The sequence below is a fragment of the Pantoea sp. SORGH_AS_0659 genome (assembly GCF_031453915.1).
Lineage (GTDB): Bacteria > Pseudomonadota > Gammaproteobacteria > Enterobacterales > Enterobacteriaceae > Pantoea > Pantoea leporis.
Map to the genome: position 1 here is coordinate 2,574,060 of NZ_JAVJAK010000001.1, position 24,626 is coordinate 2,598,685.

At 52.0% G+C, this 24,626-nt stretch carries 29 protein-coding genes and 3 pseudogenes; 12 read left to right on the forward strand and 20 right to left on the reverse strand.

Going from position 1 to position 24,626, the window contains the following annotated elements; translation table 11 throughout:
- Window positions 1–43 precede the first annotated feature (43 nt).
- Window positions 44–292, reverse strand: coding sequence for a GlsB/YeaQ/YmgE family stress response membrane protein (locus Q3H59_RS12010; RefSeq protein WP_008102737.1), 249 nt, complete (start codon window positions 290–292; stop codon window positions 44–46).
- A gap of 186 nt (window positions 293–478) precedes the next feature.
- Between Q3H59_RS12010 and Q3H59_RS12015 the strand changes: the two genes are divergently transcribed.
- Window positions 479–1,213 carry a flagellar brake protein gene (locus tag Q3H59_RS12015; protein ID WP_110865957.1) on the forward strand — a complete coding sequence of 245 codons (735 nt, stop codon included), beginning with the start codon at window positions 479–481 and terminating at the stop codon, window positions 1,211–1,213.
- A gap of 128 nt (window positions 1,214–1,341) precedes the next feature.
- Here Q3H59_RS12015 and Q3H59_RS12020 read toward each other — a convergent pair whose 3' ends face one another.
- The 7 genes from Q3H59_RS12020 to Q3H59_RS12050 form a co-directional block, all read right to left on the reverse strand.
- Entirely contained in the window at window positions 1,342–2,829 is a 1,488-nt protein-coding gene (locus tag Q3H59_RS12020; protein WP_309835007.1) for an FGGY-family carbohydrate kinase, read from the reverse strand.
- Window positions 2,830–2,831: 2 nt separating this feature from the next.
- Window positions 2,832–3,776 carry a transketolase family protein gene (locus Q3H59_RS12025; protein ID WP_210080494.1) on the reverse strand — a complete coding sequence of 315 codons (945 nt, stop codon included), beginning with the start codon at window positions 3,774–3,776 and terminating at the stop codon, window positions 2,832–2,834.
- Window positions 3,769–4,602: a transketolase gene (locus tag Q3H59_RS12030; protein WP_309835010.1), complete on the reverse strand. Its 834-nt coding sequence runs from the start codon at window positions 4,600–4,602 to the stop codon at window positions 3,769–3,771. The genes Q3H59_RS12025 and Q3H59_RS12030 overlap by 8 nt, the downstream gene beginning before the upstream one ends.
- Window positions 4,603–4,690: 88 nt before the next feature.
- Window positions 4,691–5,797 carry an ABC transporter permease gene (locus Q3H59_RS12035; RefSeq protein ID WP_309835011.1) on the reverse strand — a complete coding sequence of 369 codons (1,107 nt, stop codon included), beginning with the start codon at window positions 5,795–5,797 and terminating at the stop codon, window positions 4,691–4,693.
- Between the two features lies 1 nt (window position 5,798).
- Window positions 5,799–7,313, reverse strand: coding sequence for a sugar ABC transporter ATP-binding protein (locus Q3H59_RS12040; RefSeq protein WP_110865954.1), 1,515 nt, complete (start codon window positions 7,311–7,313; stop codon window positions 5,799–5,801).
- Window positions 7,313–7,924, reverse strand: a complete 612-nt coding sequence (locus tag Q3H59_RS12045) for a DUF2291 family protein (RefSeq protein ID WP_192413615.1) — start codon at window positions 7,922–7,924, stop codon at window positions 7,313–7,315. The genes Q3H59_RS12040 and Q3H59_RS12045 overlap by 1 nt, the downstream gene beginning before the upstream one ends.
- A 13-nt stretch (window positions 7,925–7,937) precedes the next feature.
- Window positions 7,938–8,879 carry a D-ribose ABC transporter substrate-binding protein gene (locus Q3H59_RS12050; RefSeq protein ID WP_101760789.1) on the reverse strand — a complete coding sequence of 314 codons (942 nt, stop codon included), beginning with the start codon at window positions 8,877–8,879 and terminating at the stop codon, window positions 7,938–7,940.
- Between the two features lie 183 nt (window positions 8,880–9,062).
- Here Q3H59_RS12050 and Q3H59_RS12055 point away from each other — a divergent pair, with 183 nt between their 5' ends.
- Window positions 9,063–10,007 carry a sugar-binding transcriptional regulator gene (locus Q3H59_RS12055; protein ID WP_309835015.1) on the forward strand — a complete coding sequence of 315 codons (945 nt, stop codon included), beginning with the start codon at window positions 9,063–9,065 and terminating at the stop codon, window positions 10,005–10,007.
- A gap of 52 nt (window positions 10,008–10,059) precedes the next feature.
- Here the strand turns inward: Q3H59_RS12055 and emtA are convergent, their stop codons facing one another.
- A complete protein-coding gene (gene emtA / locus Q3H59_RS12060) occupies window positions 10,060–10,689 on the reverse strand; it encodes a membrane-bound lytic murein transglycosylase EmtA (RefSeq protein WP_072093393.1) in 630 nt (209 codons plus the stop codon).
- A 163-nt stretch (window positions 10,690–10,852) separates the two neighbouring features.
- Between emtA and ldcA the strand changes: the two genes are divergently transcribed.
- Window positions 10,853–11,776, forward strand: a complete 924-nt coding sequence (gene ldcA, locus Q3H59_RS12065; protein WP_110865951.1) for a muramoyltetrapeptide carboxypeptidase — start codon at window positions 10,853–10,855, stop codon at window positions 11,774–11,776.
- Between the two features lie 23 nt (window positions 11,777–11,799).
- Window positions 11,800–12,474: an MBL fold metallo-hydrolase gene (locus Q3H59_RS12070; protein WP_101760794.1), complete on the forward strand. Its 675-nt coding sequence runs from the start codon at window positions 11,800–11,802 to the stop codon at window positions 12,472–12,474.
- Between the two features lies 1 nt (window position 12,475).
- Here the strand turns inward: Q3H59_RS12070 and Q3H59_RS12075 are convergent, their stop codons facing one another.
- Together Q3H59_RS12075 and Q3H59_RS12080 are read right to left on the reverse strand one after the other, a co-directional pair.
- Window positions 12,476–12,859 (reverse strand): hypothetical protein, encoded by a 384-nt coding sequence (locus Q3H59_RS12075; RefSeq protein WP_309835021.1) that lies wholly within the window; start codon window positions 12,857–12,859, stop codon window positions 12,476–12,478.
- 129 nt (window positions 12,860–12,988) lie between these two features.
- A complete protein-coding gene (locus tag Q3H59_RS12080) occupies window positions 12,989–13,168 on the reverse strand; it encodes a hypothetical protein (RefSeq protein ID WP_008108187.1) in 180 nt (59 codons plus the stop codon).
- Between the two features lie 198 nt (window positions 13,169–13,366).
- Between Q3H59_RS12080 and Q3H59_RS12085 the strand changes: the two genes are divergently transcribed.
- The 3 genes from Q3H59_RS12085 to Q3H59_RS12095 all read left to right on the forward strand — a co-directional run bounded on the left by Q3H59_RS12085 (window position 13,367) and on the right by Q3H59_RS12095 (window position 14,708).
- Window positions 13,367–13,696: a hypothetical protein gene (locus Q3H59_RS12085; RefSeq protein ID WP_101761034.1), complete on the forward strand. Its 330-nt coding sequence runs from the start codon at window positions 13,367–13,369 to the stop codon at window positions 13,694–13,696.
- A gap of 61 nt (window positions 13,697–13,757) precedes the next feature.
- Window positions 13,758–14,309, forward strand: coding sequence for a hypothetical protein (locus tag Q3H59_RS12090; protein ID WP_309836687.1), 552 nt, complete (start codon window positions 13,758–13,760; stop codon window positions 14,307–14,309).
- Window positions 14,310–14,459: 150 nt separating this feature from the next.
- Window positions 14,460–14,708, forward strand: coding sequence for a DUF883 family protein (locus Q3H59_RS12095; protein ID WP_101760797.1), 249 nt, complete (start codon window positions 14,460–14,462; stop codon window positions 14,706–14,708).
- 31 nt (window positions 14,709–14,739) lie between these two features.
- Here Q3H59_RS12095 and Q3H59_RS12100 read toward each other — a convergent pair whose 3' ends face one another.
- Window positions 14,740–14,934, reverse strand: coding sequence for a hypothetical protein (locus Q3H59_RS12100; protein ID WP_101760798.1), 195 nt, complete (start codon window positions 14,932–14,934; stop codon window positions 14,740–14,742).
- A gap of 101 nt (window positions 14,935–15,035) precedes the next feature.
- On the reverse strand, window positions 15,036–15,233 hold the full coding sequence (locus Q3H59_RS12105) for a DUF6404 family protein (protein WP_007891509.1): 198 nt from the start codon (window positions 15,231–15,233) through the stop codon (window positions 15,036–15,038).
- Between the two features lie 204 nt (window positions 15,234–15,437).
- Between Q3H59_RS12105 and Q3H59_RS12110 the strand changes: the two are divergent.
- From Q3H59_RS12110 to Q3H59_RS12125, 4 genes and pseudogenes are all read left to right on the forward strand, one after another.
- Window positions 15,438–16,695 (forward strand): annotated as a pseudogene (locus Q3H59_RS12110) (mechanosensitive ion channel family protein).
- A gap of 175 nt (window positions 16,696–16,870) precedes the next feature.
- Window positions 16,871–17,230, forward strand: coding sequence for a GtrA family protein (locus Q3H59_RS12115; protein ID WP_280172708.1), 360 nt, complete (start codon window positions 16,871–16,873; stop codon window positions 17,228–17,230).
- The gene (locus Q3H59_RS12120; RefSeq protein ID WP_192413623.1) at window positions 17,227–18,153 is read left to right on the forward strand and encodes a glycosyltransferase family 2 protein; all 927 of its coding nucleotides are present in this window, start codon (window positions 17,227–17,229) and stop codon (window positions 18,151–18,153) included. The genes Q3H59_RS12115 and Q3H59_RS12120 overlap by 4 nt, the downstream gene beginning before the upstream one ends.
- The gene (locus tag Q3H59_RS12125; RefSeq protein WP_309835029.1) at window positions 18,134–19,546 is read left to right on the forward strand and encodes a glucosyltransferase domain-containing protein; all 1,413 of its coding nucleotides are present in this window, start codon (window positions 18,134–18,136) and stop codon (window positions 19,544–19,546) included. Before Q3H59_RS12120 ends, Q3H59_RS12125 begins: the two co-directional genes overlap by 20 nt.
- A 76-nt stretch (window positions 19,547–19,622) precedes the next feature.
- On the opposite strand, the pseudogene Q3H59_RS12130 reads toward Q3H59_RS12125, so the two are convergent.
- The 4 genes and pseudogenes from Q3H59_RS12130 to Q3H59_RS12145 all read right to left on the reverse strand — a co-directional run.
- Window positions 19,623–19,790, reverse strand: a pseudogene (locus Q3H59_RS12130) (isocitrate/isopropylmalate family dehydrogenase); the annotation flags it as partial.
- A gap of 275 nt (window positions 19,791–20,065) precedes the next feature.
- Entirely contained in the window at window positions 20,066–20,242 is a 177-nt protein-coding gene (locus Q3H59_RS12135) for a hypothetical protein (RefSeq protein ID WP_309835031.1), read from the reverse strand.
- A gap of 119 nt (window positions 20,243–20,361) precedes the next feature.
- Entirely contained in the window at window positions 20,362–21,624 is a 1,263-nt protein-coding gene (gene umuC, locus Q3H59_RS12140) for a translesion error-prone DNA polymerase V subunit UmuC (RefSeq protein WP_309835033.1), read from the reverse strand.
- Window positions 21,624–21,863, reverse strand: coding sequence for a DNA polymerase V (locus Q3H59_RS12145; protein ID WP_309836690.1), 240 nt, complete (start codon window positions 21,861–21,863; stop codon window positions 21,624–21,626). Before Q3H59_RS12145 ends, umuC begins: the two co-directional genes overlap by 1 nt.
- Before the next feature lie 461 nt (window positions 21,864–22,324).
- Between Q3H59_RS12145 and Q3H59_RS24715 the strand changes: the two genes are divergently transcribed.
- Complete coding sequence (locus Q3H59_RS24715) at window positions 22,325–23,368, forward strand: acyltransferase (RefSeq protein WP_405041722.1); 1,044 nt, start codon at window positions 22,325–22,327, stop codon at window positions 23,366–23,368.
- A gap of 32 nt (window positions 23,369–23,400) precedes the next feature.
- Here the strand turns inward: Q3H59_RS24715 and Q3H59_RS12150 are convergent, their stop codons facing one another.
- From Q3H59_RS12150 to Q3H59_RS24725, 3 genes and pseudogenes are all read right to left on the reverse strand, one after another.
- Window positions 23,401–23,802, reverse strand: coding sequence for a tail fiber assembly protein (locus Q3H59_RS12150; RefSeq protein ID WP_309835035.1), 402 nt, complete (start codon window positions 23,800–23,802; stop codon window positions 23,401–23,403).
- Window positions 23,802–24,485 carry a hypothetical protein gene (locus tag Q3H59_RS24720; protein ID WP_405042243.1) on the reverse strand — a complete coding sequence of 228 codons (684 nt, stop codon included), beginning with the start codon at window positions 24,483–24,485 and terminating at the stop codon, window positions 23,802–23,804. Before Q3H59_RS24720 ends, Q3H59_RS12150 begins: the two co-directional genes overlap by 1 nt.
- Window positions 24,473–24,624, reverse strand: a pseudogene (locus Q3H59_RS24725) (hypothetical protein); the annotation flags it as partial. The gene Q3H59_RS24720 and the pseudogene Q3H59_RS24725, both read right to left, overlap by 13 nt.
- Window positions 24,625–24,626: the final 2 nt, after the last annotated feature.

Sequence of the window (24,626 nt, forward strand, 5' to 3'; positions counted from 1 at the left end):
CCACCCTTTGCGGGATGGCGGATTTCATCAAATCCTCGCGCGATTAACTTCGCACTTTACGGTAGATCCACAGCACCACAATGGCACCAATCACTGCCACCACGAAGCTGCCAAAGTTGAAACCGTCAACTTTACCGAAACCAAACAGGGTACTGATCCAGCCACCAACAACCGCACCCACCACACCCAGAACCACGGTGATGATAAAGCCGCCGCCATCTTTACCCGGCATAATCCACTTAGCGATAATCCCGGCAATCAGACCAAAAATAATCCATGAAAGAATACCCATGTACTGCTCCTTACGTTATTAATCAATGTGTTCACCGCCTCTAGTATAGACGGGATTTTATGATCTGCATCCCAACTTGCCGCAGTAAATAGCCGTTAGCTGACTAAAGGTTAGCGCATCGACGCCGATAACTGACGAACAGCATTGTCAGTCGTGAAAATAACAATCGGATAAGTGGAGCAGGACGTGGGAGAAGCCGATAAAGAACAATACCTCAAGCGAGGCACGTTAGCGGTTTTGGGCGTGATGAAGGACCTGTTGCGTTTTCAAACCCTGTTGATGGTGAATTTTTCGCGCGGTCAGTTTATCAGTCGCTTGCTGTCAGCCGATGAAGATCAGGTGATCTTTGACCTCGGCAGCAACGCGCTGGATAACGATTTAGCGCTGCAAGGTGGCGAAGTGAATATTGCCGCCGAAACGCACGGTGCCAAAGTCGAATTTGGCTTAACCGGTTTACAGCGGGTTGAATTCGAAGGCTTACCCGCTTTTGCTGCGTCGCTGCCGGAACTGGTGTGGCAGATTCAACGTCGTGAATTCTTTCGCGTCAATGCGCCGCTGGAACCGGTTTTTTATTGCCACAGCCAGTGGCCTGATGGGCGTACCGCGCGTTTCCGCCTGCAGGATCTGTCACTGGGCGGCGTCGGCGTGCTGCTGGACGAAGCGCTACCGGAAGGCCTCAATCGCGGCGATACCTTTAAAAACCTGCGCGTGGATTTAGCTGAGTATGGTCACTTTGAGGTGACAGCACAGCTGCTGCACATTGGTGAACGCACCGTAGTGACCAGCAAGAATGAAACCCGCGCCACACCGCGCCTCAGCTTCCGCTTTACCGCCATCGAACCGATTCAGGAACGCCAGCTACAGCAGGTGATTTTTGCGCTGGAACGTCTGGCGCGTGATAAAGCCAACCGTTTCCAGTAGCGCTGGACGTTTATCACCGTACAACATCGTAGCGGCACAATTTATTGCGCTATGTGGCATGAGATACACGTCTACAAAGCGCGATAAATCGCGCCGCTACGAAGCGTGCGCGATTTAAATAACGGTAATCAATGCGGCTGATAACGGCAACGCGCCACCGCATCCAGCCAGCCGTGATAATTCTCCTGCATGTTTTTCGCCTGATCCTCTCGCGGCGTGATCACGCTACCGCCCTGTAACGCCTGCATCTCACTGCCCTGCTGCCACCAGCCTAAGGTGCGACCCGCTAATAGCGCGGCGCCCAGCGCAGAAACTTCTGCCGTCGGCACGCGTTTCAGTGGCCGCTGCAATACATCGGCCTGCATCTGCATCAACCAGCTATTTTCCGTGGCGCTGCCATCCACGCACAGCGCAGGAAGTTGCACGCCGCTGGCCTGCTCCATGGCAAAAAACACATCGGCGATCTGGAAGGTGATCGACTCCAGCGCCACGCGCGCCAGCACCTCCGGCGTCGCCGCATCGGTCAACCCACATACCATGCCGCGCGCTTTCAAATCCCACCAGGGCGCGCCAAGACCGGAAAGCGCCGGCACAAAATAGATGCCCTGATTGTGTTCGCTTTGCTGCGCCAGCGCAGTGAGTTCTCGCGGATCATGAATGCCCAGCATGCGGCCCAGCCACGCCGCGCCGGAACCGGTGTGGGTAATGTTGCCTTCAAAGGCATAGCGCAGCGTGCCGTCGTGCCACGCCACCGTGGTGCTGAGGCCATTTTCCGTCAGCAACGGCGTCGCCATCGACATCATCAGTGATGAACCGGTGCCGTAAGTGACTTTCACCACCTCTTCGCTGCCGTTGCGCTGCGCTTGCAGCGCAGCGTGCGAATCGCCGATGCGTGACAAAATCGGCGTGCCGGGCGCTAAACCGGGAATATCGTTGCGTGTCACCACGCCTTGCGCGCTGGCCGAGGGCACAATCTGCGGCAGCGCCGCGCGGGGAATATGGAACAGCGCCAGCAATTCATCATCCCAGTCGCCGCTGTGCAGGTTGTAGAGTTGGGTGCGTGCCGCATTGGCATGATCGGTGACGAAGCTTTCGCCGCCGCTCAGCTGCCAGCTCAGCCAGCTATCCACGGTGCCGATACAGAGTTCACCGGCCTGCGCGCGCGCAAATCCATTCGGCAACGCAGCCAGCATGCCGGTAAGTTTACCGGCCGGGAACATCGGATCCACCGCCAACCCGGTGAGTCCGGTGATGCGCGGTGCTTTACCCGCCACGCGCAGATCGCGGCAAAACGCCTCCGAGCGGCGATCCTGCCAGCTGACCAACGGCGTCAACGGCTGACCGTTATGTCGCTGCCAGATCAGCACCGATTCGCGCTGGTTGCTGATCGCCACCGCCGCAACCTGCGCCCCCGCACACTGCGCCAGACAAGCGCTCACCGCCTGCTTCACCGCCTGCCATATCGCCAGCGGATCCTGCTCCGCCAGACCCGGCTGCGGATGTTCCAGCGTCAGCGGCTGACTGCCGCGTGCCACCACATTGCCGGCACGATCGACCGCAATCGCTTTCGCGTTGGTGGTGCCTTCATCAATTGCCAGTATCAACGAACCTGCCATCTTTACGCTCCTGCACAGATGCGCGCTGCACTCTTCACTACGCTGGCGGCATCAATACCATGTCGGGCACGGGTTGAGGCGCGATCGCCAGCAATCGCGTATTCGCCGTCGGGGATGCCCAAACGCAGCAGCGGGATGCCACAGCCGCCTTCCGCCAGCACTTCCGCCACCAGGCTGCCGACGCCGCCGTTGACGTTGTGTTCTTCCACGGTAATGACCGCTGGATAGTGATTTAACAGCTCGCGCAGCTGTTGGGTATCACAAGGTCGAATCGATGGAATGCTGATCACACCTGCTGTAATGCCTTGCTCATGCAGTTGCTCGGCGGCGTGAACCACCTCGTGAACCGTCGAGCCCATCGCCACCAGCACAATGTCATGACCTTCACGTAACACGTCGATTTGGCCAGGACGGAATTGATAGTTTTCATCGTGCAGCTGCGGCAGATCTTTACCGTCCAGACGGATGTACACCGGCCCGACATGCGCCAGCGCATACTCAATAATCTGGCGGCACTCCAGCGGGCAGGATGGCGCATAAATTTCGATGTTGCCGAAGCCGCGCATCACTGCAATGTCGTCGATGCTGTGATGGGTGCTGGCCAGCGGGCCGTAGCTGGCACCGGCATTCAGGCCAAACAGTTTAACGTTGGTGTTGTTGTAGCAGACGTCGACTTTAACCTGCTCATTGGCGCGGGAAACCAGGAACGGCGCGGCGTTGCAGGTTACGGCCACTTTGCCGCCAATCGCCAGACCGGCGGCGGTGCCCACCAGCGTTTGCTCCGCGATACCCACGTTGATCAGGCGATTGGGGAATGCTTTGATAAAGGGCGCAATTTTCGCGGTTGAGGTGGAATCGGCCACCACCGGCACTAAATCGACACCGCGATTAACCGCATCAATAAATGCCTCAACCATTACCGTCGCCAAATGTTTTGCATTACTCATCTTTTAATTCCTCCAGTGCCAACGCAATCTCTTCCCCTTTCGGCACACGGTGATGCCACTCCGGTTTGCCCTGAATAAAGGAGATGCCGAAGCCTTTTTCGGTATGCGCCACAATCACCTGTGGCTTGCCGCTGTTGCGCGGCAGGTTTTCGATGGCGTCCACCACCGCCGCCATGTCATTGCCGTTGCACTCGCTCACATCCAGACCAAAGGCGCGCCATTTTTCCGGCAGCGGATCGGTATTCATGATGTCGCGCGTATGCCCCGCCAGCTGCAGCTTGTTCTTGTCATTGATTATCACCAGGTTATCGAGGCCGTAATGCGCCGCCACCAGCGCCGCTTCCCAGTTGCTGCCTTCCGCCAGCTCACCGTCCCCGGTGACAACAAAAATACGTCGGTCGCTGTTATCTTTCTTCGTCGCCAGCGCAATGCCGACCGCCACCGGTAAACCGTGCCCCAGCGCGCCGGTGTTCAGCTCAACGCCCGGCGTTTTTTGACGCACCGGATGGCCCGGCAGATGCGAATCGGAATGCTGATAAGTCGGCAGCCATTCGGTGGGGAAATAACCGGCTTCTGCCAGCACGCAGTAATAACCGCCCACCGCATGGCCTTTCGACTGGATATAGATGTCGCGCTGCGGATCGTTGGTGCGATCTGGCGCGCAGTTCAGGATGCGGAAATAGAGCGCGGTAAGGATCTCAACCTGTGAGAGATCGGCACCGGTGTGACCGCCCGCCGGGCTGCCCGCATTAAGCTGGATGATGCGGCGGCGCACGGCGCGCGCTTTCGCTGCCAGATCCGCTACCGAGTATTTGAAAGGATTCATAGACACCTCTGAATTTTAAAGCATGGATGAATATTTATTCGTGATGAAGAAAAAAAGGTGCAGACAATCAGCGCCTGCACCCAACCGATTAACTTTTTGCCGGGCTACCGCCCTCCTCAATCAGCGCTTTCTGCGCCACCACCGCCGCTTTCTGCTGCATGCGGCTCTGCATTTGGTCGATGATCACCGCCACGATAATCACGATGCCTTTGATCACCATTTGCCAGAACTCGCTCACACCCATCATGATTAAACCGTCGGCGAGGAAGCCGATCACAAACGCACCAATCAGCGTGCCAAGAATGGTGCCGCGTCCACCCGCCAGCGAGGTACCGCCCAGCACCACTGCGGCAATCGCGTTCATTTCAAAGGAGGTTCCGTTCGCCGGATGGCTGGCCACCAGCTGCGACGAGACCACGATGCCAGCAATTGCCGCGCAGAAACCGGAGATGGCATAGACCCAGATTTTCACCGACTTCACTTTCACGCCCGAGAGTTCAGCGGCGCGTTCGTTATCGCCAATTGCGTAAACCTGACGGCCAAACGGCAGGCGGCGCGCCACGTAGGCAATCACCAGCGCCAGCAGCACCATCATCCAGATCGCCCACGGCAAACCAAGGAAATAGCCGGCGCCAATCTTGTCGAATCCGGTATTCCCCAGCATTTCATTGCCCTGCAAACCGGGGAAGGTTTCGCCGCCCGAGGTGAGCATCGCCGTGCCGCGCAGGATGTACATGGTGCCGAGCGTGCAGATGAACGGAGCCACGTTATAGCGGGTAATGATCCAGCCATTGACCGCGCCAATCAGCCCGCCAATCAGCAATACAATCGGCACGATTAGCCACACGCTGGGAAAGATAGCGATGCCAAACATCGGCAACACAATGCCTTTGGTTATCAGCCAGCCGGCGATCATGCCGCACAGGCCGAGCGTGGCGCCGATAGAGAGATCGATGCCCGCCGTGATAATGACAAACGTGATGCCGAGCGCGAGGAAGGCGTTAATGGCGATGTGTTTCACCATGATCACCATGCTGCCCACCGCGAGGAAATCGGGCACCGTGATAGCGAAGAAGCCGACAATCAGAAACAGCGCAATAAAGGTGCGCAGTTTCAGCAGCAGCAAAATCAGGCTTTCGCGTGAGTTGAACGCTTTGGCAGGCGATGCGAGCGCGAGCGCGCCGTTGTTTTTCATATCAGAACCCTTGTGCGCTTGCTTTAACCAGCGCCGCCTCTTCCGCTTCAGCGCGCGGCAGGTCAGCAGTCAATTTGCCGCCGGACATCACAATGATGCGATCGGCTACGGCCATGATCTCTTTCAAATCCGAGGTGGAGAACACCACCGCAATGCCCTGCTCCGAAAGCTTCACCATCATGCGGAACACTTCGCCTTTGGCACCGACGTCGATACCACGGCTCGGTTCATCCAGCAGCAGCAAGCGCGGATTGGTCAGCAGCGATCGGCCAATCACCACCTTTTGCTGATTGCCGCCGCTCAGTGCGCTAATGGCGACATCCGGCGAGGAGATTTTGATTGCCAGATTGCCGACGGTGCTGGTCACCACTTCCCGTTCCGCCTGCTCTGAAATCACGGTGCGATGCGACAGACGCCGCCACAGGCTGGCGATGGTGAGATTACTCGCCACCGATGAGATGGGAAAAATGCCCGAGCGTTTGCGATCCTCCGGCACCAGACTCATGCCCATACGAATGCGTTCAGCGGTCGGCAGACGCGTCGGCAGCGGTTTGCTGTCGAGCCACAGCTTGCCGAGATAGTTACGCTGCGTGCCAAGCAAACACTCAAACAGTTCGGTGCGCCCCGCGCCCATCAACCCGTAAATGCCGACGATCTCTCCGGAACGCACCTGAAAACTGACATCATCCACCAGCGTGTTGCCGTTCGGGCTGACGCAGGTGATGTGTTCGGCTTCCAGTACCGGCGCACCGAACTGGCGATCCGGCGGCAGGAAAGTGCCGACCGGTTCACTGCCCAGCATTTCGCGCACGATCCACGGCACGTCGATATCGCTGACCTGAGCTTCGGCCTGAAAACGCCCGTCGCGTAGAATGGTGATCACATCACCAATCGCCATCAGCTCCTCGAGCCGATGCGAGATATAGATGATGGAAACGCCCTGACGCGTCAGTTCGCGGATCACCCGAAACAGGATCTCCACTTCAGTTTTGCTCAGCGCCGAGGTCGGTTCGTCGAGGATCAGAATGTCAGCGTCCTCCGCCAGCGCTTTGGCGATCTCCACCAGTTGCTGCTGGCCAACCTTCAGGCTGCCGACCTTCTCATCCGGTGAAATTGGCTGATCGAGGCGCTGCATCAGCGCGGCGGTGCGGCGTTTCTGCTCGGCTTCATTGATGGGCCGAATGCCGCTTTGGATTTCCCGGCCAAGGAAAATGTTCTCCGCTACGCTGAGGTTCTCAAACAGGTTGAGCTCCTGATGCACCATGCCGATGCCGTGACGCGCGGCGTCTCGCGTGCTGTGAAACGCCACTTTGTTACCGTTCAGGAACATCTCACCGCTGGTCGGTTGCTGCACGCCGGCGAGAATCTTCATCAGCGTCGATTTCCCCGCGCCGTTTTCGCCAATGATGACGTTGACTTTGCCGCGCCACACGCGGTAATCCACGCGATCCAGCGCTAAGGTGCCAGGGAATAGCATCGACATCTGATTAGCTTGCAGAATGATCTCGTCGCTCATTATGGATTCCCCTGCTGCAGCTGCACCGCCACCACCTCATCCACCGTGCCTGCGCCCATGCTGACGGCCAGCAGCGCCTGCGCCGGTTTGCCCACCCAGCTGGCATCCACTGCGGGCAGCTGTTTCACCGCGTGGCGATTGAGTGCTTTGGTGAGCTGCGCGTATTGCACCTGATTAGTAAACTCTTCAAAGCGGAAACCGGCTGCATCGCGAATCGCGTTGCCGCGCAGCACCGGACCAATCAACACTTTCACCGGCTTGCCGTTGATGGTCATGGTGAGACTGCGTTCCCGCTCGTTGCTGTTATCAAACTCCGTTACCGTGCCTGCCGCGCGCACAAACACGCTTTCGCTGCCGCCCGCTTTGACGGTGTGGCTTTTGGTTTCCATATCCGCCCAGCTCAGCGCCTGCTTCTCAGCTGGCTGCTGCACGCGGCTGGCCCAGCTTGACTCCGCAATCTGCTGCGGCGTTTGATCGCTGTAGCCCGGTTTGGCGTTGGGATCTTTCGGCATGATGGGTTTGCCGTTGGCATCGAGATCCACCACGGTGCAGGCGGCTAACATCAGCGTCAGCAGCGCCACCAGCGTGCCGCTCAGCGCTTTCCCCTTCATGCCGGCCTCCATGTTATGGCGCCAGCTTAAAGGTTTTCAGCTTCGCGGCGTTGCTGTCGTCAATCAGCACGCAATCCATCAGCTGCTTCTCCTCTTTCTGCGCTTTGCCGTTCTTCAGGTAGTAATCCACCTGCTCGACGGCCATCTGCGCCTGATCCCAGCCCGGCTGCAGCACCGTCGCTTTGATGTTGCCTTTATTGAGGATGGAGTCGCGGGTGTAATCGCTGCCGTCGAAGCCGACCACAATCACATTGGTTTTGCCCGCCGCTTTCAGCGCCGCTTCCGCGCCGAGCGCCATGGTGTCGTTACCGGAGATCACGCCGACAATGTTGGGGTTCTTCTGCAGGATGGTTTCCATGCGGCTAAAGGCTTCGGTTTGGCTCCAGTTGGCACTCTGCTGCGCCACCATCTTCAGATCGGGATAATCATCCAGCACATCGTGATATCCCTGCGAACGTACACCCGCATTGGTATCTGACTCTTTGCCCAGCAGCTCGACATAATCCCCTTTTCCGTTCAGCAGTTTGGCGAACTTCTCGGCACCGAGCTGTGCGCCCTGATAGTTGTTGGAGACGATTTGCGCTACGGCAATGCCGGTTTTATTGATTTCGCGGTCAATCAGGAAGGTAGGAATGCCGGCATCTTTGGCTTTTTGCACCGGGCCAACGGTGGCATCTGCACCGGCGTTATCAAGAATGATGGCTTTGGCTTTGCGCGCGATGGCGGTTTCAATCAGCTGATTTTGCTTATTCACGTCATCATCATGCGAGGCCACCAGCGTGGTGTAACCGAGGGCTTTGGCTTTCTCCTGCGCGCCGTCGGCTTCGGCCTTAAAGAACGGGTTATCATGCGATGGCGTAATAATGGCCAGCAACCCCTTATCCGCCGCCAGCGACGCCGCCGAGATCATCATGATTGAAGCAAGTAGAGAGACTTTGAGGACAGAGGCTTTCATTTGTTATCTCCGATTGAATATATATTCAATTGCGATTTTATATGCATAATGACTATGCGCTGGCTTCTTGAGCACGTCCATTGCCCGATCCTCAAAAAGCGAAAACGATCACAAAATGTTCTGCGTTGTTATTTTTGACAGGCTGATTAACAATACCAGGCGGGTTAAGAGAGAGAAAAAACCATGGCAAAACAGGATGAACAGCGGCTGATGGTGAAAATCGCCACGCTTTATTATGTGGAAGGCAGGAAGCAGTCCGACATTGCGCAGCTGTTGAAGCTGTCGCAATCTTTTGTGTCGCGCATCCTTAATCGCAGCGTGAAAGAAGGTGTGGTGAAGATCAGCGTGGTGCCGCCGGCCAATGTGTTCCCTGAGCTGGAAAAAGCCATTGAGCAGCTGTATCAACTGCCGCAGGTGATTGTGGTGGATGTGCCGGATCAGGCTTCCGCATTGCAGATCAAACAGGCGATCGGTTCCGCCGCCGCGCACTATCTGGAAACGCGGGTGCGTGCCGATGAGCTGATTGGCATTTCCTCCTGGAGCGGCACCATTCGCGCCATGGTCGATGCGCTGCATCCGCTCAGCGCGCCGTGCCAAGGCGTCATTCAGCTGCTGGGCGGCGTGGGCGCTAACGGCAATGTGCAGGCCACGATTTTGACGCAGAATCTCGCGGCGCTGCTGAGTTGTCCGGCGTGGCTGCTGCCGTCGCAATCAATCGAACACTCGGTAAAGGATCGCCAGCGTTTATCGGTTAATCCCGATGTCGCGGTGGTACTGGAAAAGTTTGATCAGGTGGACCTGGCGATTGTCGGCATCGGCGATCTCGAGCCGTCCGCCCTGCTGCGCAATTCCGGCAACTATTACGACGGTGAGATGCTGCAAACGCTGGCCGAACGCGGCGCGGTGGGCGATATCTGCCTGCACTATTTTGACGCCGACGGTCAACCGGTGCTGAGCGCAGAGGAAGATCCGGTAATTGGTATGGAGTTGGCGCAGGTAAAACGCTGTCCGCAGGTGGTGGCGTTAGCGGGCGGCAAAGAGAAAGCGCAGGCGATTCGCGGGGCGTTGCGCGGCGGTTATGTGCAGGTGTTGATTGTGGATTATCCGACGGCGCGATTGTTGGTGTAGCGGCGCAATTCATTGCGTCATAAATCGCGCCGCAACAGATAGGTGTACAGCATCAACCGATGGTGCGGTAGGCGGTGGTGACTTTCCATAAATAACGCGGGGCCTGTGCCGCCGGATGCTTATTCTGTACGTGCTGGTAAAACTCGTCCGGCGTCATGGAATTGATCATCGCAATAGCACGGTCGCGGTCACGTGAGAAAGTACGCAGCAAGGCACCAGCACCGTTGGCGTAGGAGACAATGGTGGCGTAACGCAGGGTCAGCGGATCGCGAATTCCGGCTAAGGCGGAATCCTGCAGAATTTTCAGGTAAGCCGCGCCAATATCGATGTTCTTCGCCGGATCGCGCAGCTCGGACGAGGATGGCTGACCATGACGGCCCTGGGTGCGATAGACTTCGCGGCCCGCGGTCGAGGCCTTAATTTGCATCAGACCAACCGCATTGGAACGGCTCACCACGGTGGGATTGCCTCCGGATTCGACACTAATAATGGCGCTGATTAACTTCTCATCAACGCCATAATGACTGGCGGCATCTTCGGTAAACATTGACCATGCATCATTTACTTTCGACGGCGGTGCCTGAGTTAACGGCGTATTCTTCTCGGGCAGTGCCGGTTTTTCCGGCTCGCTGGAACAGCCAGCAAGCAGCAGTGCAGAAAGCATAAGTAGGCGAATTTTCACTGATTTTTGGTTCCGCAATAGGGTTGGCGCAAGCTATCATACCTGGCGCAGCGCGATGCAAAATTACCGTTTATCCTAAATCGGTAAAAAACCTTATGCTACCGTGACTTCGATAACGCATTTCGTCATCATCAGCAGGCCACTCTACAGCAGGATGGAAGTTATGGTTACTCCCCGCACACTACGTCTCATCGCCCCTTCCGGTTATTGCCACAATCAGGACGCCGCCCAGCGCGCGGTGAGTCGTTTACAGGCTGCTGGCCATCATCTTGACAATCTATCGGCGATCACCCGCCGCTTTCAACGCTTTGCCGGCGATGATGCGCAGCGGCTGAATGATATCAATGCGCTGGCTACGCTGGAGGCGCTGCCTGATATCGTGCTGGCGGTGCGGGGTGGCTACGGCGCTTCACGTTTGCTGGATAAGATCGATTACGTTGGTCTGCAACGTCGATTGCTCAATCAACCGGTGGCGCTGTGCGGCCACAGCGATTTCACCGCGCTGCAACTGGCGTTACTGGCACAAATCGGGCTGATCACCTTTAGCGGGCCGATGTTGGCCGGTAACTTCGGCGCCGAGGCATTATCTGATTTTACCGAATCGCACTTTTGGCAAACGCTGACATCACCTACAGTCAATCTAAGCTGGCACAGCACCAGCCCGGATCACGGCCGCTGGCAAGGCACTTTATGGGGCGGCAATTTAGCGATGATTTGCTCGCTGATTGGTACGCCGTGGATGCCGCAAATTGAAGGCGGCATTCTGGTGATCGAAGATGTGAACGAACATCCGTTCCGTATCGAGCGCATGCTGATTCAGCTGCAGCAGAGTGGCATTTTGTCGCGCCAGCAAGCGATTATTACCGGCAGCTTTACCAGCACATCGCTGTCGGCGTATGACAACGGTTTTGATTTTGCCACCGTGTGGCAGCGCATTCGTGACGAGTTTCAGATTCCAGTGATTAGCGATCTGGCTTTTGGACACGATGCCGATACCGTGACGCTGCCGCTGGGCGCTAGCGCCACGTTGCAGATTGAGAATGGAGAAGCACAGTTCGCCTTCACCGGCCACCCGACATTACGCTAACGTGTTGCCGCAGGAGACCGACAATGAAGCCACTGTACGACGATTTGTGGATCTCCACGCCAGAATTCCCCGCCGAAGAGACGGCGAGTGACTTAATGATGCATGGCTTTATGCTGTGCCACCCACGCGGCAATTTATTGATTGGTCGCGTGGAGCATCCGCTCGATCATGAGTTCCTTAACGATGCCGGCGGCGTCATTCGCCACTATTTAACTCACTGGCACGAAGCCGCGCCGGGGGCGATCGCCATTCAGCAGCGCTTTAATAGCGCGCTCTATTGCCACAGTCGTTCGCTCGGGCCGGTCAGTTTGGTGATTGAGCCCGACGAAACCTTTACACAGCAAGAGACGCACTTCGGCGATTTTCACCTGCTGCCGACGCCCGGACACACGCCCGGCAGCAGCAGCTATCTCTACCACTCGCCGCTCGGCCACACTTATCTGTTTGTCGGCGATACGCTGACCCGCGATTACAACCGCTGGATCAGCGTGCTGATGCCTGAAAGCAATCCCACCGAACTGCAGCAGTCGCTGGAGTTGTATCGCTCGTTACGCCCGGATGTCGTGCTGATGAGCACCACGCGCGGACATCTTTCGTGGGCTAAGGTGAATTTGCAGAGCTGGCTGGCAGCCATTGATGAGGCGGAACAGTCGCCGCTGGATTTGCGCCAGCGGCAACTGATCAAACCGGGTTATTAACTCACGAGTTTGGACGCGCGCTGTCGTCGTAGCGCTCCAGCGACAGAATCTGCGCGTCGCGCTTATCGCTGCGGCTGCAGGGCAACAACTTGTTGCTGTTGGCGTAGACGAAGAAAGTTTCATCGTTCTTTTTGTTCACGATTAACTGATCGCCATTACGAAAACGGGTGATGGCAACTTTGTCACCCCCTTTCAGGCTGGTGCGCTGCTGCCCGGCAGCAATCTGGAAGTGGCGCGTTGGCCACATTAACGTACTCAAACCATACTCGGCACGCGATACCGTCATAGTCGGACGGCCGGGACAGGTGATTTGGTATTCGGTTTCGCTCCAGGCGGGCGCTATCTGACAAGCCAGCACGCCAACGGCCATGACTAATGCCTTCATTGGGTTCTCCGCTGAGGTTAAATGATGATTTCGTGGAGGGATTGGCCTTGCTGCTGCATTCCATAAACTTCATCCAACAACAGCAAAGCCTGGTACATCAAGCGCAATGAGATTCTGCGGGAGCAGGCACTACTCAGCAGCCACTTGCGCCGCGACCAACATCAATGCCAGTCCGGCTTCTTCGGCTTCAAAACGCTGCATCACTTCCTGAATGGCCGCTACGCAGTTCATTACCTGCTTCTTTTTGTCGGCTTCTAATTTGTCGATCGCGTGCTGAAGAATCATTAAACTCGCTTCTTCTTCTTTCATTAATTTACCCTTGTTTTGCTTACCTGGTGCGCAACGCTGGCAAGAATACCGTTTCTCTGCTAGTAAAGTCACCCCTTTACATTCCTTCCGCTTAACGATTATACAAATGACAAATGGGAAGCAGCGTCAGACCTGCTATGATCCACTTATCAGTACGCATAGGCGTGCCATGGCAAACAGGGAATGAAGCAGGTGCTCATGTGGCGAATCACGGTTGTACTCACCCTTTTAATGTTAGCTGGCTGCAGTTCCGCACCGAAAGGTGTCGACTGTCCGGGCGAAGTGTCGACGATTTATGGACAATCGATGGGCAACACGCAGGCGCGCATCTTTGATTTGGTGAGCGCCTTCGCCGTATCGCGCGATGGCGTGAAGGTGCAAAGCGGTACGCTGCACTCCACCGATCGCTTTCAGTACGTGCCATCGGCCATCACCGCAGAGGGCTTCTACGCGCAACGCCTGTCTGATAAACAGTTCCGCCTGATCAATCCTTATCAGAACACCATGATTACCTGGACGTGCCCATAAGCCGTGCGTCGCATCGTGAGATGGTTTATTGTCTGCCCATCGCACGCGGCGGACCTGCATGATGGAAAAGAGTCTGGATAACAATGGCTATATCGATTTCCCCTTTCCGGCCAGCACCAATGCGGATGGCTCGGTGAATCCCTGTGGATTTGACCTCACGCTGGAAACCGATCGTATTGATGAGATCACCGCCGGTAAACACTCCGAAAATATGCGGCGCCTGCTGGAAGAAGTGAATCTGCAGGATGGCTTATTTATGACCCTGGCCTGCGACTGGCAGCAACGTGACGATGGCGTGTGCGGATTTATCGATGTGGCATTTCGTCCGACGGTGGCAGGCTTCAATACGGAAGAGACGCAAAGCCTCGATCAGGCGTTTGAAATCTACCTCAGCCGTCAGGAGAAGCAGCACAACATGCAGAGTGGCACGCTAATCAACTACGCGCGTGCGGTGCTTGATTGGAGCTGGTCTCCGCTGCAGCAGCGCCACATGCGCTACGAAAAAGTGACCTTGCGCTATTACTGCCAGCAGGCCGACGATGCCGAATGGTGTTTTGACCACCTGCGTCACTTTCTGGTGAGCTGGTATCCGGCTTATCGCGGTCAGCCCTAACTTCAGGCTTTCGCTTTCCCACTCCGCTGGCATGCGCAGAATTTTTGCGTACTGCAAACTGCTGTTACAACCTTTACCGCTGCGCCATTTGCTGCCTGCAGTTTCTCTGACTACGCTTTACAGGACATTCACCACGATCAGGGAGTCATTATGAGCGATAAAGCGGAAGCAAAATTGAATGAAGCGGCGGGTGCCGTCCAGGAAAAATTTGGTCAATTCACCGGTTCACGCCGTCATGAAGCCAAAGGCGCGGCGCGTCGTTATCCGGCTCAGGCCAGCTATGCGGTTCAGGATGCAGCGGATTGTGTGGTGAAATCGGTACGCGATAACCCCGCGACCGGCCTGGCAGTTGCAGCCAGCATTGGTGTGATTGTCGGTTTTCTGCTCGGACGTAAGTAATCCGTTAAAACGGGGCCTCAAGGCCCCGATTTTAATGGTGCTGACCCACTTCATATATTCCTTCTTTGATATGTTCATCCGGCGTTTCAGCCACATCTACGGTGCTGTTTTCCATCTTCAAATGACGATCGTGCTGCAGGGTTAACGTTATTGAGCTTGAAGGCTGTGCGCAAGCGACCACAGACAGCAGCAGAAAAAACCACGCAGCGACAACTTTCTTTCCCATCGTTCTTTTTCCAGCAAGCTGAGATATGTCGGCCCAGATTGCCCGAGTAAATGAAAATGAGCGTCAATGTGCCGCAAAGCTCTGTCGTCAGTTGTGTATAACTACACCTGCGCGCGCCGTGCTTTGTATCGCGCAACCATGGTCATCAGCGCCTGGTAAATTAATCCCGCATACAAGCTCATCACGATCACCATGCCGATCTCTTTGCCCTGCGCCTGCCACGAAACAAACCACATAAAGATGCCCCACAACAGCGAAAACAGCAGCCAGCCCTTAACGAACTTGATTACACCTTGCATACCACCTCCTGAATCGTAAGCGCTGAAGATAACGGTTTAGTCTTTAATGCACACTGCCATCAGCACGTAAATGTTAACTGTTTCAAAGTTCTGCGAAAGGGAATGTAAACCCACGATGGTGTAGACTAATGCGCACGCGTCGCATATCGCCATCGGCGCGATTATGTTTGAATTCCCGCCAACACTGTCCGGCATGTGGTTGAAATGAATTATTTAAGCAAGATACAAAGTTTTATTGAGGGTAACACGGTGCTGTCGGCCGCTTTCAGCCTGGTATTATTGATGTTTGCCGGCATGATCGCCCATCTGATCTGTAAATTCTTTATCGTTAAAGTGGTCAGAAAGGTGTTCTTCAGCACGCACAAAAATCAGGTGCCGCTGGATAAGGACGTCAGGCTGTCGGAGAAGCTCTCTAACTTTATCCCGGTGATCACGGTCTATTATCTGCTGCAGTTTATGCCAGATTTACCCGAGCATTTGTTGATCGCAATTAAGACCATCTGCGGCATTCTGTTCTTCGTCTATTTATCGCTGTTCTTTACAGAAGTGCTGGAGATCGTTAATAACTCCTATTCGAAAAAAGCCAAGCGCAAAAATCACTCGATCAAGGGTTATATTCAGGTCGGCAAGATTCTGGTGCACATTATTTCGGCGATTATGATTCTGGCGATTATGTCGAATAAATCGCCGGTGATTATTATCTCCAGTTTGGGTGCCGTAGCGGCGGTATTGATGTTGGTGTTCCAGCATACGCTGATGTCGCTGGTGGCCAATATTCAGGTGTCATCGAACGATGTGCTGCAACTCGGCGACTGGATTGAGATGCCGGATAACGGCATCAGCGGCGAAGTGATCGATATCGCGCTGCATACCATCACCATTCGCAACTGGGACAATACGCTGTCGCGTATCCCCACCAAAAACTTCCTCACCGAAACCTACACCAACTGGCAGGCGATGTTCTCCTCCGGCGCGCGCCGCATTATGCGCAGTTTCCATCTTGATCAGATGTCGATACGCTTTCTCGATCACGAGATGGTGCAGCAGATGAGCCAAATCCGCGGCGTCAGTGAGCAACTTTCAGCACTGATGGATGGCCGCGATAGCAATGCGGTGGGCGAACGCTGGTTTGCAGAAAACGGCATTACCAATCTGACGGTGTTTCGTAAATACCTGACGGCGTGGCTGTCGCAGCGCGACGATATCAAAAAGGATATGTATATCGTGGTACGCGCCATGAAGCCTTCGCCCGAGGGTTTGCGCGGTGGAGGTTTATTGCTTCACCTCGTCAGTGCTGTGGGTGGATTACGAGGATTCGCAGTCGGCCATTTTTGAGTATATCTATGCGATCGTCGGTCACTTTTCACTGCGGATGTACCAGCAACCGGGTGGCAGCGATTTCTGGCGACTGTCGCAGGAGCGCGCTCAAATCGCCAAACCCAATGAGCAGCAAGTCGATTAATGCATTAAAAAAACGGAAGCGATTAGCTTCCGTTTTTTCTGACGATGAGTGAATAGCCTGCGCTTATGACATACCGGTGAGGACGCTGATTTTTCAACTTTATTTATCGAACCCCTCCATGTAAAATTCGCATCTATTTTGCAAATAATGATGTCGTCATGGCTAATATTTCACTATGTTGAAATTATTCTCACGTTTTTTATCAGTTGGCATCATTAACACACTGATTCATTGGATGGTGTTTGCAGCCCTGTATTCTCTTAATACCCGCCAATGGCTGGCTAATCTGTTGGCTTTCATTGTCGCGGTAACATTTTCATTTTTTGCCAATGCACGCTGGACGTTTAAAGCCGAAGCGACAACTTTTCGCTATGTCATCTTCGTGGCCTTTATGGGCATAATGGCCGCCGGCATCGGCAGTTTCGCCGATCATACGCATATTAATCCGATTATCACGCTTATTTCATTTTCTATAATAAGCCTGGTATTCGGCTTCATCTATTCAAACTTCATTGTTTTTAAGGTGAAAAAGTGAAAATTTCTCTGGTCGTTCCCGTCTTCAATGAAGAAGATGCAATCCCGATATTCTATCGTACCGTCAAAGAAAAACTCTCTTCTTACCCTCTCGAAATTGTCTTCATTAATGATGGCAGTACCGATAGAACAGAGCAGATTATTAAGTCGCTGCGGGATGATGACGAATCTGTGTTAGTCATTAATTTTATTCGTAACTTTGGTAAAGAAACCGCGCTGCTTGCCGGACTTGAACATGCTACCGGTGATGCAGTCATTCCGGTTGACGTTGATCTTCAGGATCCCATCGAAGTGATTCCCTTGCTCATAAGCAAATGGCAAGAGGGATGGCCGATTGTGCTGGCAAAACGCAATGACCGCAGTAGCGATAGTCATTTTAAGCGTAAAACGGCTGCATGGTTTTATAAACTGCATAATAAGATCAGCTCACCAAAGCTTGAAGAAAATGTTGGAGACTTTCGTTTACTTTCGCGCGCGACTGTCGAAAACATAAAGCAATTGCAGGAACGCAATCTATTTATGAAAGGCATCCTGAGTTGGGTGGAGGGTGATGCTGCCATCGTGGAATATAGCCGTTCAGCGCGCGTTGCGGGAGAGGCAAAGTTTAACGGATGGCGACTTTGGAATTTAGCGCTTGAAGGGCTGACCAGTTTCTCAACCTTTCCGCTCAGAGTGTGGACCTATATTGGTTTTTTTGTCGCATTCCTGTCGTTCGTTTATGGCGCGTGGATGATCATTGATAAAATAATATGGGGTAACCCGGTAGCAGGTTATCCATCACTACTGGTATCAATACTGTTTTTGGGTGGAATTCAATTAATTGGAATAGGTGTGCTAGGTGAATATATTGGCAGGATATATATTGAAACCAAGCATAGACCTCGATATATTAAAAAGGAAGCAGATGACAAACATAGCTTGTAATAACTTTAAAGTTTATCTTTTTTTAGCTGCGGCATTATTGGTTTGCTATAGCCCTGTCTTTCTTTCAAGCTATGCCTTTTCGGATGATTGGTACTATCTGTTCAGCGCCCAAACTGATCCTGCCAGCATTTTCAAGTGGGACGTCCTTTCTGGAAGGCCGGCCTATGGTGCTTTGCGCTATGGTTTCTCTTTCCTGATATCCAGCCTGGACTCATTGATACTGATAAGAGTGCTATCCGTTGTCTCTCTTATTTTACTAAGCTTTTACTTTTACAAATTTATCTCTGAGAGAGATATCCTTAAAAATCCACTGCAGAGAGTTATATTCTCTTTAGTGATCTGTTTACTGCCCTCTTTTCAGGTATTCAACGCCTGGTCAGTATGTTTTCCTTTTGTGACGTCTATTCTGCTTGCAGGATGGAGTTACTCAGCGTTAACCCGATTGCGCGGTATCAAGGGAGTCATCTTGTCAGCCTTGCTGATTACGCTCTCTTTCGCTATTTACCAGCCCACTGCGATGTGTTTTCTTTTTTTTGCGTTTATGGACACTTGCCTGACTTCACGTAAAGTCGATAAAAAGGAACTCATTCGTACATTCTTAATGATTTTCTTTGGCATGTTGATGGCATTAATATTAGCCAAAGTCATTCCGCTCCTGTTATTCGGCGAGACACTTTCAAGAAGTAACATTACCATTGATCTCTTGGGAAAAATAAAATGGTTCTTTGTAGAGCCATTAAAAAATGCCATCTGTAATTTTGACACTGGTAGAAAAGCACTATCAGTTATCATCTCTCTGTTATTCATCTTTATTGGGCTGAAAAAAATTAGCGGGAACGGCAAGGAGAAAGTGATTTTATCTTTCCTGTTCGCTGTTGCAGCAGTGACACCAAACTTATTGGTGACAGAGAGTTGGGCGGCTTACCGAACAATCAGTGCGCTCTCGCTGATTACCACGTCTTGCTTCCTTATCGGGCTATTCGTGGTGATCGATAAGACAAAATACTCACGATTCCTTTATCTATTGCTACCTCTCGCTGCCGGATGGCTTGCAGCCAGCAATATTAAAGAGGGTTTTTCTTCACCTCAGCAAAAAGAGTATGCCCTTTTAAAAGCCGAAATAACTAAAATGGTCGCAAAAGATTTCGATGGCGCCCTTTACTACCGCTTAAATAGTGAGAATTTGCCAAAAATTGCAAAATCATCGAAATATGATGAGTTTGGTTCTTTATCTTTAGGCATGCCGTGGACGTTTGCCGGTATGGCATTTACCGTAAAAAAAGAAGCGGGTATGCATTACACTCTAACCAAATCGCCAGTGATCAACGGCAATGAGAGCTGCTCAGGGAAATGCATAATTATTGATGCTCAGGCGGTGCTGGCAAGGCAATAAACCGAGATTATCCGCAAACTTTAGACAAAAAAAGGGAGCCATTGGCTCCCGTTATGCTTTCTGCCTGAGTGGCAAATTACATGTTGCTGATGATCGCGTCACCAAACTCTGAACATTTCAGCAGTTTAGCGCCTTCCATCAGACGTTCGAAATCGTAGGTCACGGTTTTGTTAGCGATAGCGCCTTCAACACCTTTAACGATCAGGTCAGCCGCTTCGAACCACTCCAGATGACGCAGCATTACCTTGAAAAAACAAACATAAGAACCTGAATATGTTGGAATTTTATCTGTTTTAATAATCTTAAATGGTAGTTTCCGGCTCTAATATTAATCATTATAAATCAAAGATATGAATTTAGTTTTGCAGAATAAGTTTACCGCTTCGCTAGCTATTTTTTTGAGCCAGTCTATTTTCAATAAGTCGCTATTACTTCCCTGTATTGACGACTCAACTCCATTGGAAATTTTTGGCACAGGATAGTGCAAGCCCGGCTAGCCACCACTTCCGGGCTTTTTTCTTAAATCGGCAAATCATCCTCGCCATACATGGTCGTGATTTCATGCGTCACCACTCCCACCACCGCAATATCTTCCAGCAGGTCATCCATCAGAAATGCGCCATCGTCGGTAATCAGCCGCCGCGGCTGAATCATGATCATCGCCCACTCATACATGCCCGACATATCAATCAGCACTGTGTCTCCGTTTACCGGGTAACGCTGCTTATCGATTATGCACCTGCGGCCATTCAGCTCCACCATGCTGGTAGTCTCACGCGTAGACAGGATGTGCTGCAGCGGCTGAAGCAGAAACGTTACTTCGCCACTGGCAGGTCCGACAGTCTGGTGGTGTATGCCGGCGACAACATTTCGCGCTTCATCTCCCAGGATTTCTGGATACCCTGTCCTGCAAACCATAATTTCCCCTTCCCGCTCTGGTTGAGACCATCGACAACACGCATCAGAGATTCGCTGTTGGCCTGTGGTTTGAATTCGTCAAAGAGATTGAGCTGCGAAACACCCTGGCTGTAAAAGTCGCCCAGCATCACGCCTGCTTTCATATACCGGCATCCGTCGCGCCATATGTGGTCGAGTCCCTGCATGGCAACCCGGATGATGTCGCGCGTGTCGTTTGACGGCGTTAGCAGTCTGCCCATGGCCTGATTGCCGTAAAACACCTCGCCTTCTGCGTGCGGGCTGGTGCGGACGAATACGGCTACCTGTCGGCAATACTGGCGTTCCCGCCTTAACTTCTCGGCAGCGCGTTCTGCGTACGAGCAAACCGCTTGGCGCATATCCATATACTCGGTGATGCGTGAGCCAAAGGAACGGGAGCATACAATCTGCTGCTTCGTCGGCGCGAACTCTTCTAGCTCGAGGCAAGGCTCTCCGCGTAGTTCTCGCACCGTTCTCTCCAGCACCACGTTGAAGTGCTTTCGGATGATGTAGGTGCTCTGCTCCGACAGGTCTTTAGCGGTGATGATGCCCATTGCGTTGAGCTTCTTACTGATGCGGCGGCCGACGCCCCAGACATCCTCAACCGGTACCAGCGCCATCAGCTTTTTCTGCCGATCGACATTCGACAGGTCAACGACGCCGCCGGTTTGCTTCCACTTCTTCGCAGCGTGGTTGGCAAGCTTGGCGAGCGTCTTGGTCTGGGCAATCCCGACACCAACGGTCAGATGTGTATCGCGTTTGATTCGCTCCCTCACCTCGCGTCCAAAGTCTTCCAGCACCCGGCAATTACGGACGCCGGTCAGGTCCAGGAATGCTTCGTCGATCGAATACACCTCCACTGATGGCGCCATCTGCTCAAGCGTCGTCATCACCCTGTTGCTCATGTCAGCGTAGAGCGCATAGTTGCTGCTGAACACGTGAATCTTGTGCCGGCGGATTTCATCCTTCAACTTGAAGTAAGGCGCACCCATCGGGATTTTCAGCTCTTTAACTTCGGCGCTGCGGGCGATCACACACCCGTCGTTGTTGCTCAGAACCAGAACCGGTTTGCCGCGCAAATCAGGCCTGAATACCGTCTCGCAGCTGGCGTAAAACGAGTTCACGTCAACGAGCGCAAACATCACATGCCGCCGTTTGGATTGAAAACCTGAAACACGCGCTCATCACCATCAGCCGTTGAAATGTCACGGAAGGTAGTCGTGTACATCTCTATCCAGCTATTGGCGGCGCGAAGCGTGTAATGCCAGTTAAGTCGCTCCAGTTCGCTCACAAAGTCGAGCGTGCTGATAGTAAAGCGGCCTGAGGCATCTCGCTTCATAGCCTGCTTAAAGGCCATCATGATTTCGTAGTTGCGGGGCATGGTCATCTCCCTCCCTGATAGATACTGTATATAAACACAGTAATATTGATCGGTAGGATCGATCAAGTCGATTGATGGTGGTTTTTGCGAAGGGATTGGCGAGGAAGGAAATTTAGGTGCGCGGGGCCGGAGGGAATGACTAAGCTTTAACTACACACTCCCGCAGCCTGCATGAAGATGGACGCGGTCTTAAGCTGCCCCGTCGCCGGGGCTTTTTTATGCATTGCTTCTGTAACCAATTAAATTGGACCTTAGAGGCGTCTAGCAACAATCAGTTGGTTCATATTAGCCCTGAAACCCCGTTAAACTTATATGCTGCCATAAAAATCGAGGAATAACGGGAACTTTTTATAAATTGAGTTTGCAATAAAAGGAAAACAAATACTACACTAATCCAACTAATTCCTTACAATTTCTTGTGCATTTTCTTTTCCTATTTGCATATTACAGAGTGAGTCTCAATGAAGAAAGGCAACGTGTTTTCCTTAGAACTGTGCAGAGCTGTAGCTATAGTCTTAGTAATAGTCATCCACTGCACTGATCTATTGGCTAGGAAATACGTGGATCTAGACTTATATCAATGGGACATTTATCAGGGACTAAGGATTGCTGGCAGGCTGAGCGTGCCACTTTTCATATTCTTATCGGGCGCGCTTATCATTCAAAAGGCGTCGAAAATTTCACTGTTAGAATTTTATAAAAAAAGAGTCCCTCAATTTATCTTTCTGTTAGTATTTTACGCATTTTTAATAAACCTTTTATCTAGTTATTTTTTTGATAAACCCTTTGTAATTATCGAATTCCTTAAAGGATTGATGGTTGGCAATGCAGGATATGCTTATCAATTATGGTATCTGTATATAGCAATTGGGTTATATCTTTCTTCTCCTTTTATTGCCGCTATGATTACAAACCTAAGTGACTCTAAGCTTTTGGGGTTAAATCTAATCACTGTTTCTTTTACATTTATACCACCATTCCTATATGATGTTTTCAAAATGGAAATATTTATTGGTTCTTTATCTTTTTTCATTAGCAGTTATTATGTTTGCTATTTTATTGTGGGGTATAGTATTTATTCCAGAGGGACTCTTTCTAAGATTAGTTCCATTCAGTTAATAACTGTATCAATAGCTTTCTTTGCTTTACTCCTTTGCATTCAGAATTTTTTAAAGTTATCAGGTGGGCTGTCTGGTGATGGATTTACATGGTACCACTCATTCCCAATTTTTGTGATGGCATCATGTGTATTCGCCCTTTTAATTAGAATAAAGTCTCCATCCCCGTCATTCGTTACCACCTGCATTTCAAGGTTAAGCGAATCATCCTTTGCTATATATCTTTTCCATGTTATACCGCTAACACTTGTTATGAATTTAGCTAGGAATCTTAATATTTCAATATATATAAAATTACCAATCTTAATAACCTTTACACTAACAGCTAGTTACTTATATTATCTATTAATTGGCAAAACCAGGCATTTGAACTTCCTTATAAAATAGATCCGCCGCATTAAAATTAAGCGGGCATTGGTTTATTCAATTTCAGGCCAGAGGATGTCAACTCCTCTGGACGTATCTACTCGGTAGAGTAACACTCTATATTTCCTTAAGGCCTCAAGCTGGATTATTTCATGATCATTTGCCATGCCGTTATCTACAGCGTCTTCGAGTATGGATATCTTTAGTGTAGATTCAGCAATAAGATTATTTTTTTGGATATTTGCTTGCTCCATGATTTCTTCTATAGGAATTTCGGGTTCTGGAGGGGCAATAAACACCCCTTTTTTATAAACCCATCCTATACCAGCACCACTATTTTCGAGCTTTAAGGTTGTGTGCCCTTCAGGCGGTGTCCATGCTGAGTCGCCGTCCCATAAAACTACATTAATTATCGTTCCATTAACGTCGATAACACCATATACATCTGATCCCATTATGCATACTCCTGTACGATAACCATGCCCGGGTTGCCGCTTTTGCCTGTGTAGCTTGTACCAGCAGCTGCATAAATACCATCCGCGCCTCTGCCCTGCCATCCACCAGGGAATGGAGAACTTGGAGCGGAAAATCCGCATGCTGTTCCAGCCGTAACCTGAACTACCTGTGTAGATAAAGTCTCACCTTGGGAAGATGAGAGAATGAAGCCAGTAGAGGTATTGATCGCGCCAGTGCGGTGGTAAGCACTACCTGCAACCCCTGAAGTTGATGAAGAAAGCGTCCCATCAGCAGGATTACCGCCATCTAAAGACATATAAGGGCCAAAATATGTGGCGCCACCGTAATTTCCAGCAGAACCGCCAGAACCTACAGTCACAGTAAGCGGTGTTGAAATAGCACTGATATCAAAGCGAGATTTATTGTACTGACCATGATAACCCGGTGTAGAACCGCCTGTTTGTCCGCTGGCGGTTGATCCAGAACGACTCCCGCCACCACCAGAAATTGCTTCGACAATAATTTTTTTGGTTCCCGGAGTTGGAGTGTATTGCCCATTATTAACAAATATCTGGATATTAAGAAGTCGACCTGAGCCAACCAAGGTTTTGATGGCAGCAGTAAGCTGCGAGTTGGTGTTTTTGTTTAATGTAAGACCTGCTGATTCAATTACTCCTGCCAATTCCTCCTGTAAAAGTATCGAAATAATCAGCATCAAGTGCTGTAGGAAGTAATCCTGTTTGCGGGTTACCCCCCGTAAAACCGTTTTTACCCTTACCAAATTTGTCAACCTGCGCGGTAGATGTATCTATACGATGCATTA

Coding starts and splice junctions, on each gene's coding strand:
- Q3H59_RS12145 (WP_309836690.1), bottom strand. CDS start 21,863: ATGCCCCGCAACTACGAAATCATGATGGCCTTTAAGCAGGCTATGAAG.
- Q3H59_RS12040 (WP_110865954.1), bottom strand. CDS start 7,313: ATGAGCGACGAGATCATTCTGCAAGCTAATCAGATGTCGATGCTATTC.
- Q3H59_RS12150 (WP_309835035.1), bottom strand. CDS start 23,802: ATGGGATCAGATGTATATGGTGTTATCGACGTTAATGGAACGATAATT.
- Q3H59_RS24715 (WP_405041722.1), top strand. CDS start 22,325: ATGAAGAAAGGCAACGTGTTTTCCTTAGAACTGTGCAGAGCTGTAGCT.
- umuC (WP_309835033.1), bottom strand. CDS start 21,624: ATGTTTGCGCTCGTTGACGTGAACTCGTTTTACGCCAGCTGCGAGACG.
- Q3H59_RS12035 (WP_309835011.1), bottom strand. CDS start 5,797: ATGAAAAACAACGGCGCGCTCGCGCTCGCATCGCCTGCCAAAGCGTTC.
- ldcA (WP_110865951.1), top strand. CDS start 10,853: ATGGTTACTCCCCGCACACTACGTCTCATCGCCCCTTCCGGTTATTGC.
- Q3H59_RS12100 (WP_101760798.1), bottom strand. CDS start 14,934: ATGGGAAAGAAAGTTGTCGCTGCGTGGTTTTTTCTGCTGCTGTCTGTG.
- Q3H59_RS12090 (WP_309836687.1), top strand. CDS start 13,758: ATGGAAAAGAGTCTGGATAACAATGGCTATATCGATTTCCCCTTTCCG.
- Q3H59_RS12025 (WP_210080494.1), bottom strand. CDS start 3,776: ATGAGTAATGCAAAACATTTGGCGACGGTAATGGTTGAGGCATTTATT.
- Q3H59_RS12020 (WP_309835007.1), bottom strand. CDS start 2,829: ATGGCAGGTTCGTTGATACTGGCAATTGATGAAGGCACCACCAACGCG.
- Q3H59_RS12010 (WP_008102737.1), bottom strand. CDS start 292: ATGGGTATTCTTTCATGGATTATTTTTGGTCTGATTGCCGGGATTATC.
- Q3H59_RS12050 (WP_101760789.1), bottom strand. CDS start 8,879: ATGAAAGCCTCTGTCCTCAAAGTCTCTCTACTTGCTTCAATCATGATG.
- Q3H59_RS12095 (WP_101760797.1), top strand. CDS start 14,460: ATGAGCGATAAAGCGGAAGCAAAATTGAATGAAGCGGCGGGTGCCGTC.
- Q3H59_RS12045 (WP_192413615.1), bottom strand. CDS start 7,924: ATGAAGGGGAAAGCGCTGAGCGGCACGCTGGTGGCGCTGCTGACGCTG.
- Q3H59_RS12070 (WP_101760794.1), top strand. CDS start 11,800: ATGAAGCCACTGTACGACGATTTGTGGATCTCCACGCCAGAATTCCCC.
- Q3H59_RS12115 (WP_280172708.1), top strand. CDS start 16,871: ATGTTGAAATTATTCTCACGTTTTTTATCAGTTGGCATCATTAACACA.
- Q3H59_RS12125 (WP_309835029.1), top strand. CDS start 18,134: ATGACAAACATAGCTTGTAATAACTTTAAAGTTTATCTTTTTTTAGCT.
- Q3H59_RS12080 (WP_008108187.1), bottom strand. CDS start 13,168: ATGAAAGAAGAAGAAGCGAGTTTAATGATTCTTCAGCACGCGATCGAC.
- Q3H59_RS12030 (WP_309835010.1), bottom strand. CDS start 4,602: ATGAATCCTTTCAAATACTCGGTAGCGGATCTGGCAGCGAAAGCGCGC.
- Q3H59_RS12075 (WP_309835021.1), bottom strand. CDS start 12,859: ATGAAGGCATTAGTCATGGCCGTTGGCGTGCTGGCTTGTCAGATAGCG.
- Q3H59_RS12105 (WP_007891509.1), bottom strand. CDS start 15,233: ATGCAAGGTGTAATCAAGTTCGTTAAGGGCTGGCTGCTGTTTTCGCTG.
- Q3H59_RS12055 (WP_309835015.1), top strand. CDS start 9,063: ATGGCAAAACAGGATGAACAGCGGCTGATGGTGAAAATCGCCACGCTT.
- Q3H59_RS12085 (WP_101761034.1), top strand. CDS start 13,367: ATGTGGCGAATCACGGTTGTACTCACCCTTTTAATGTTAGCTGGCTGC.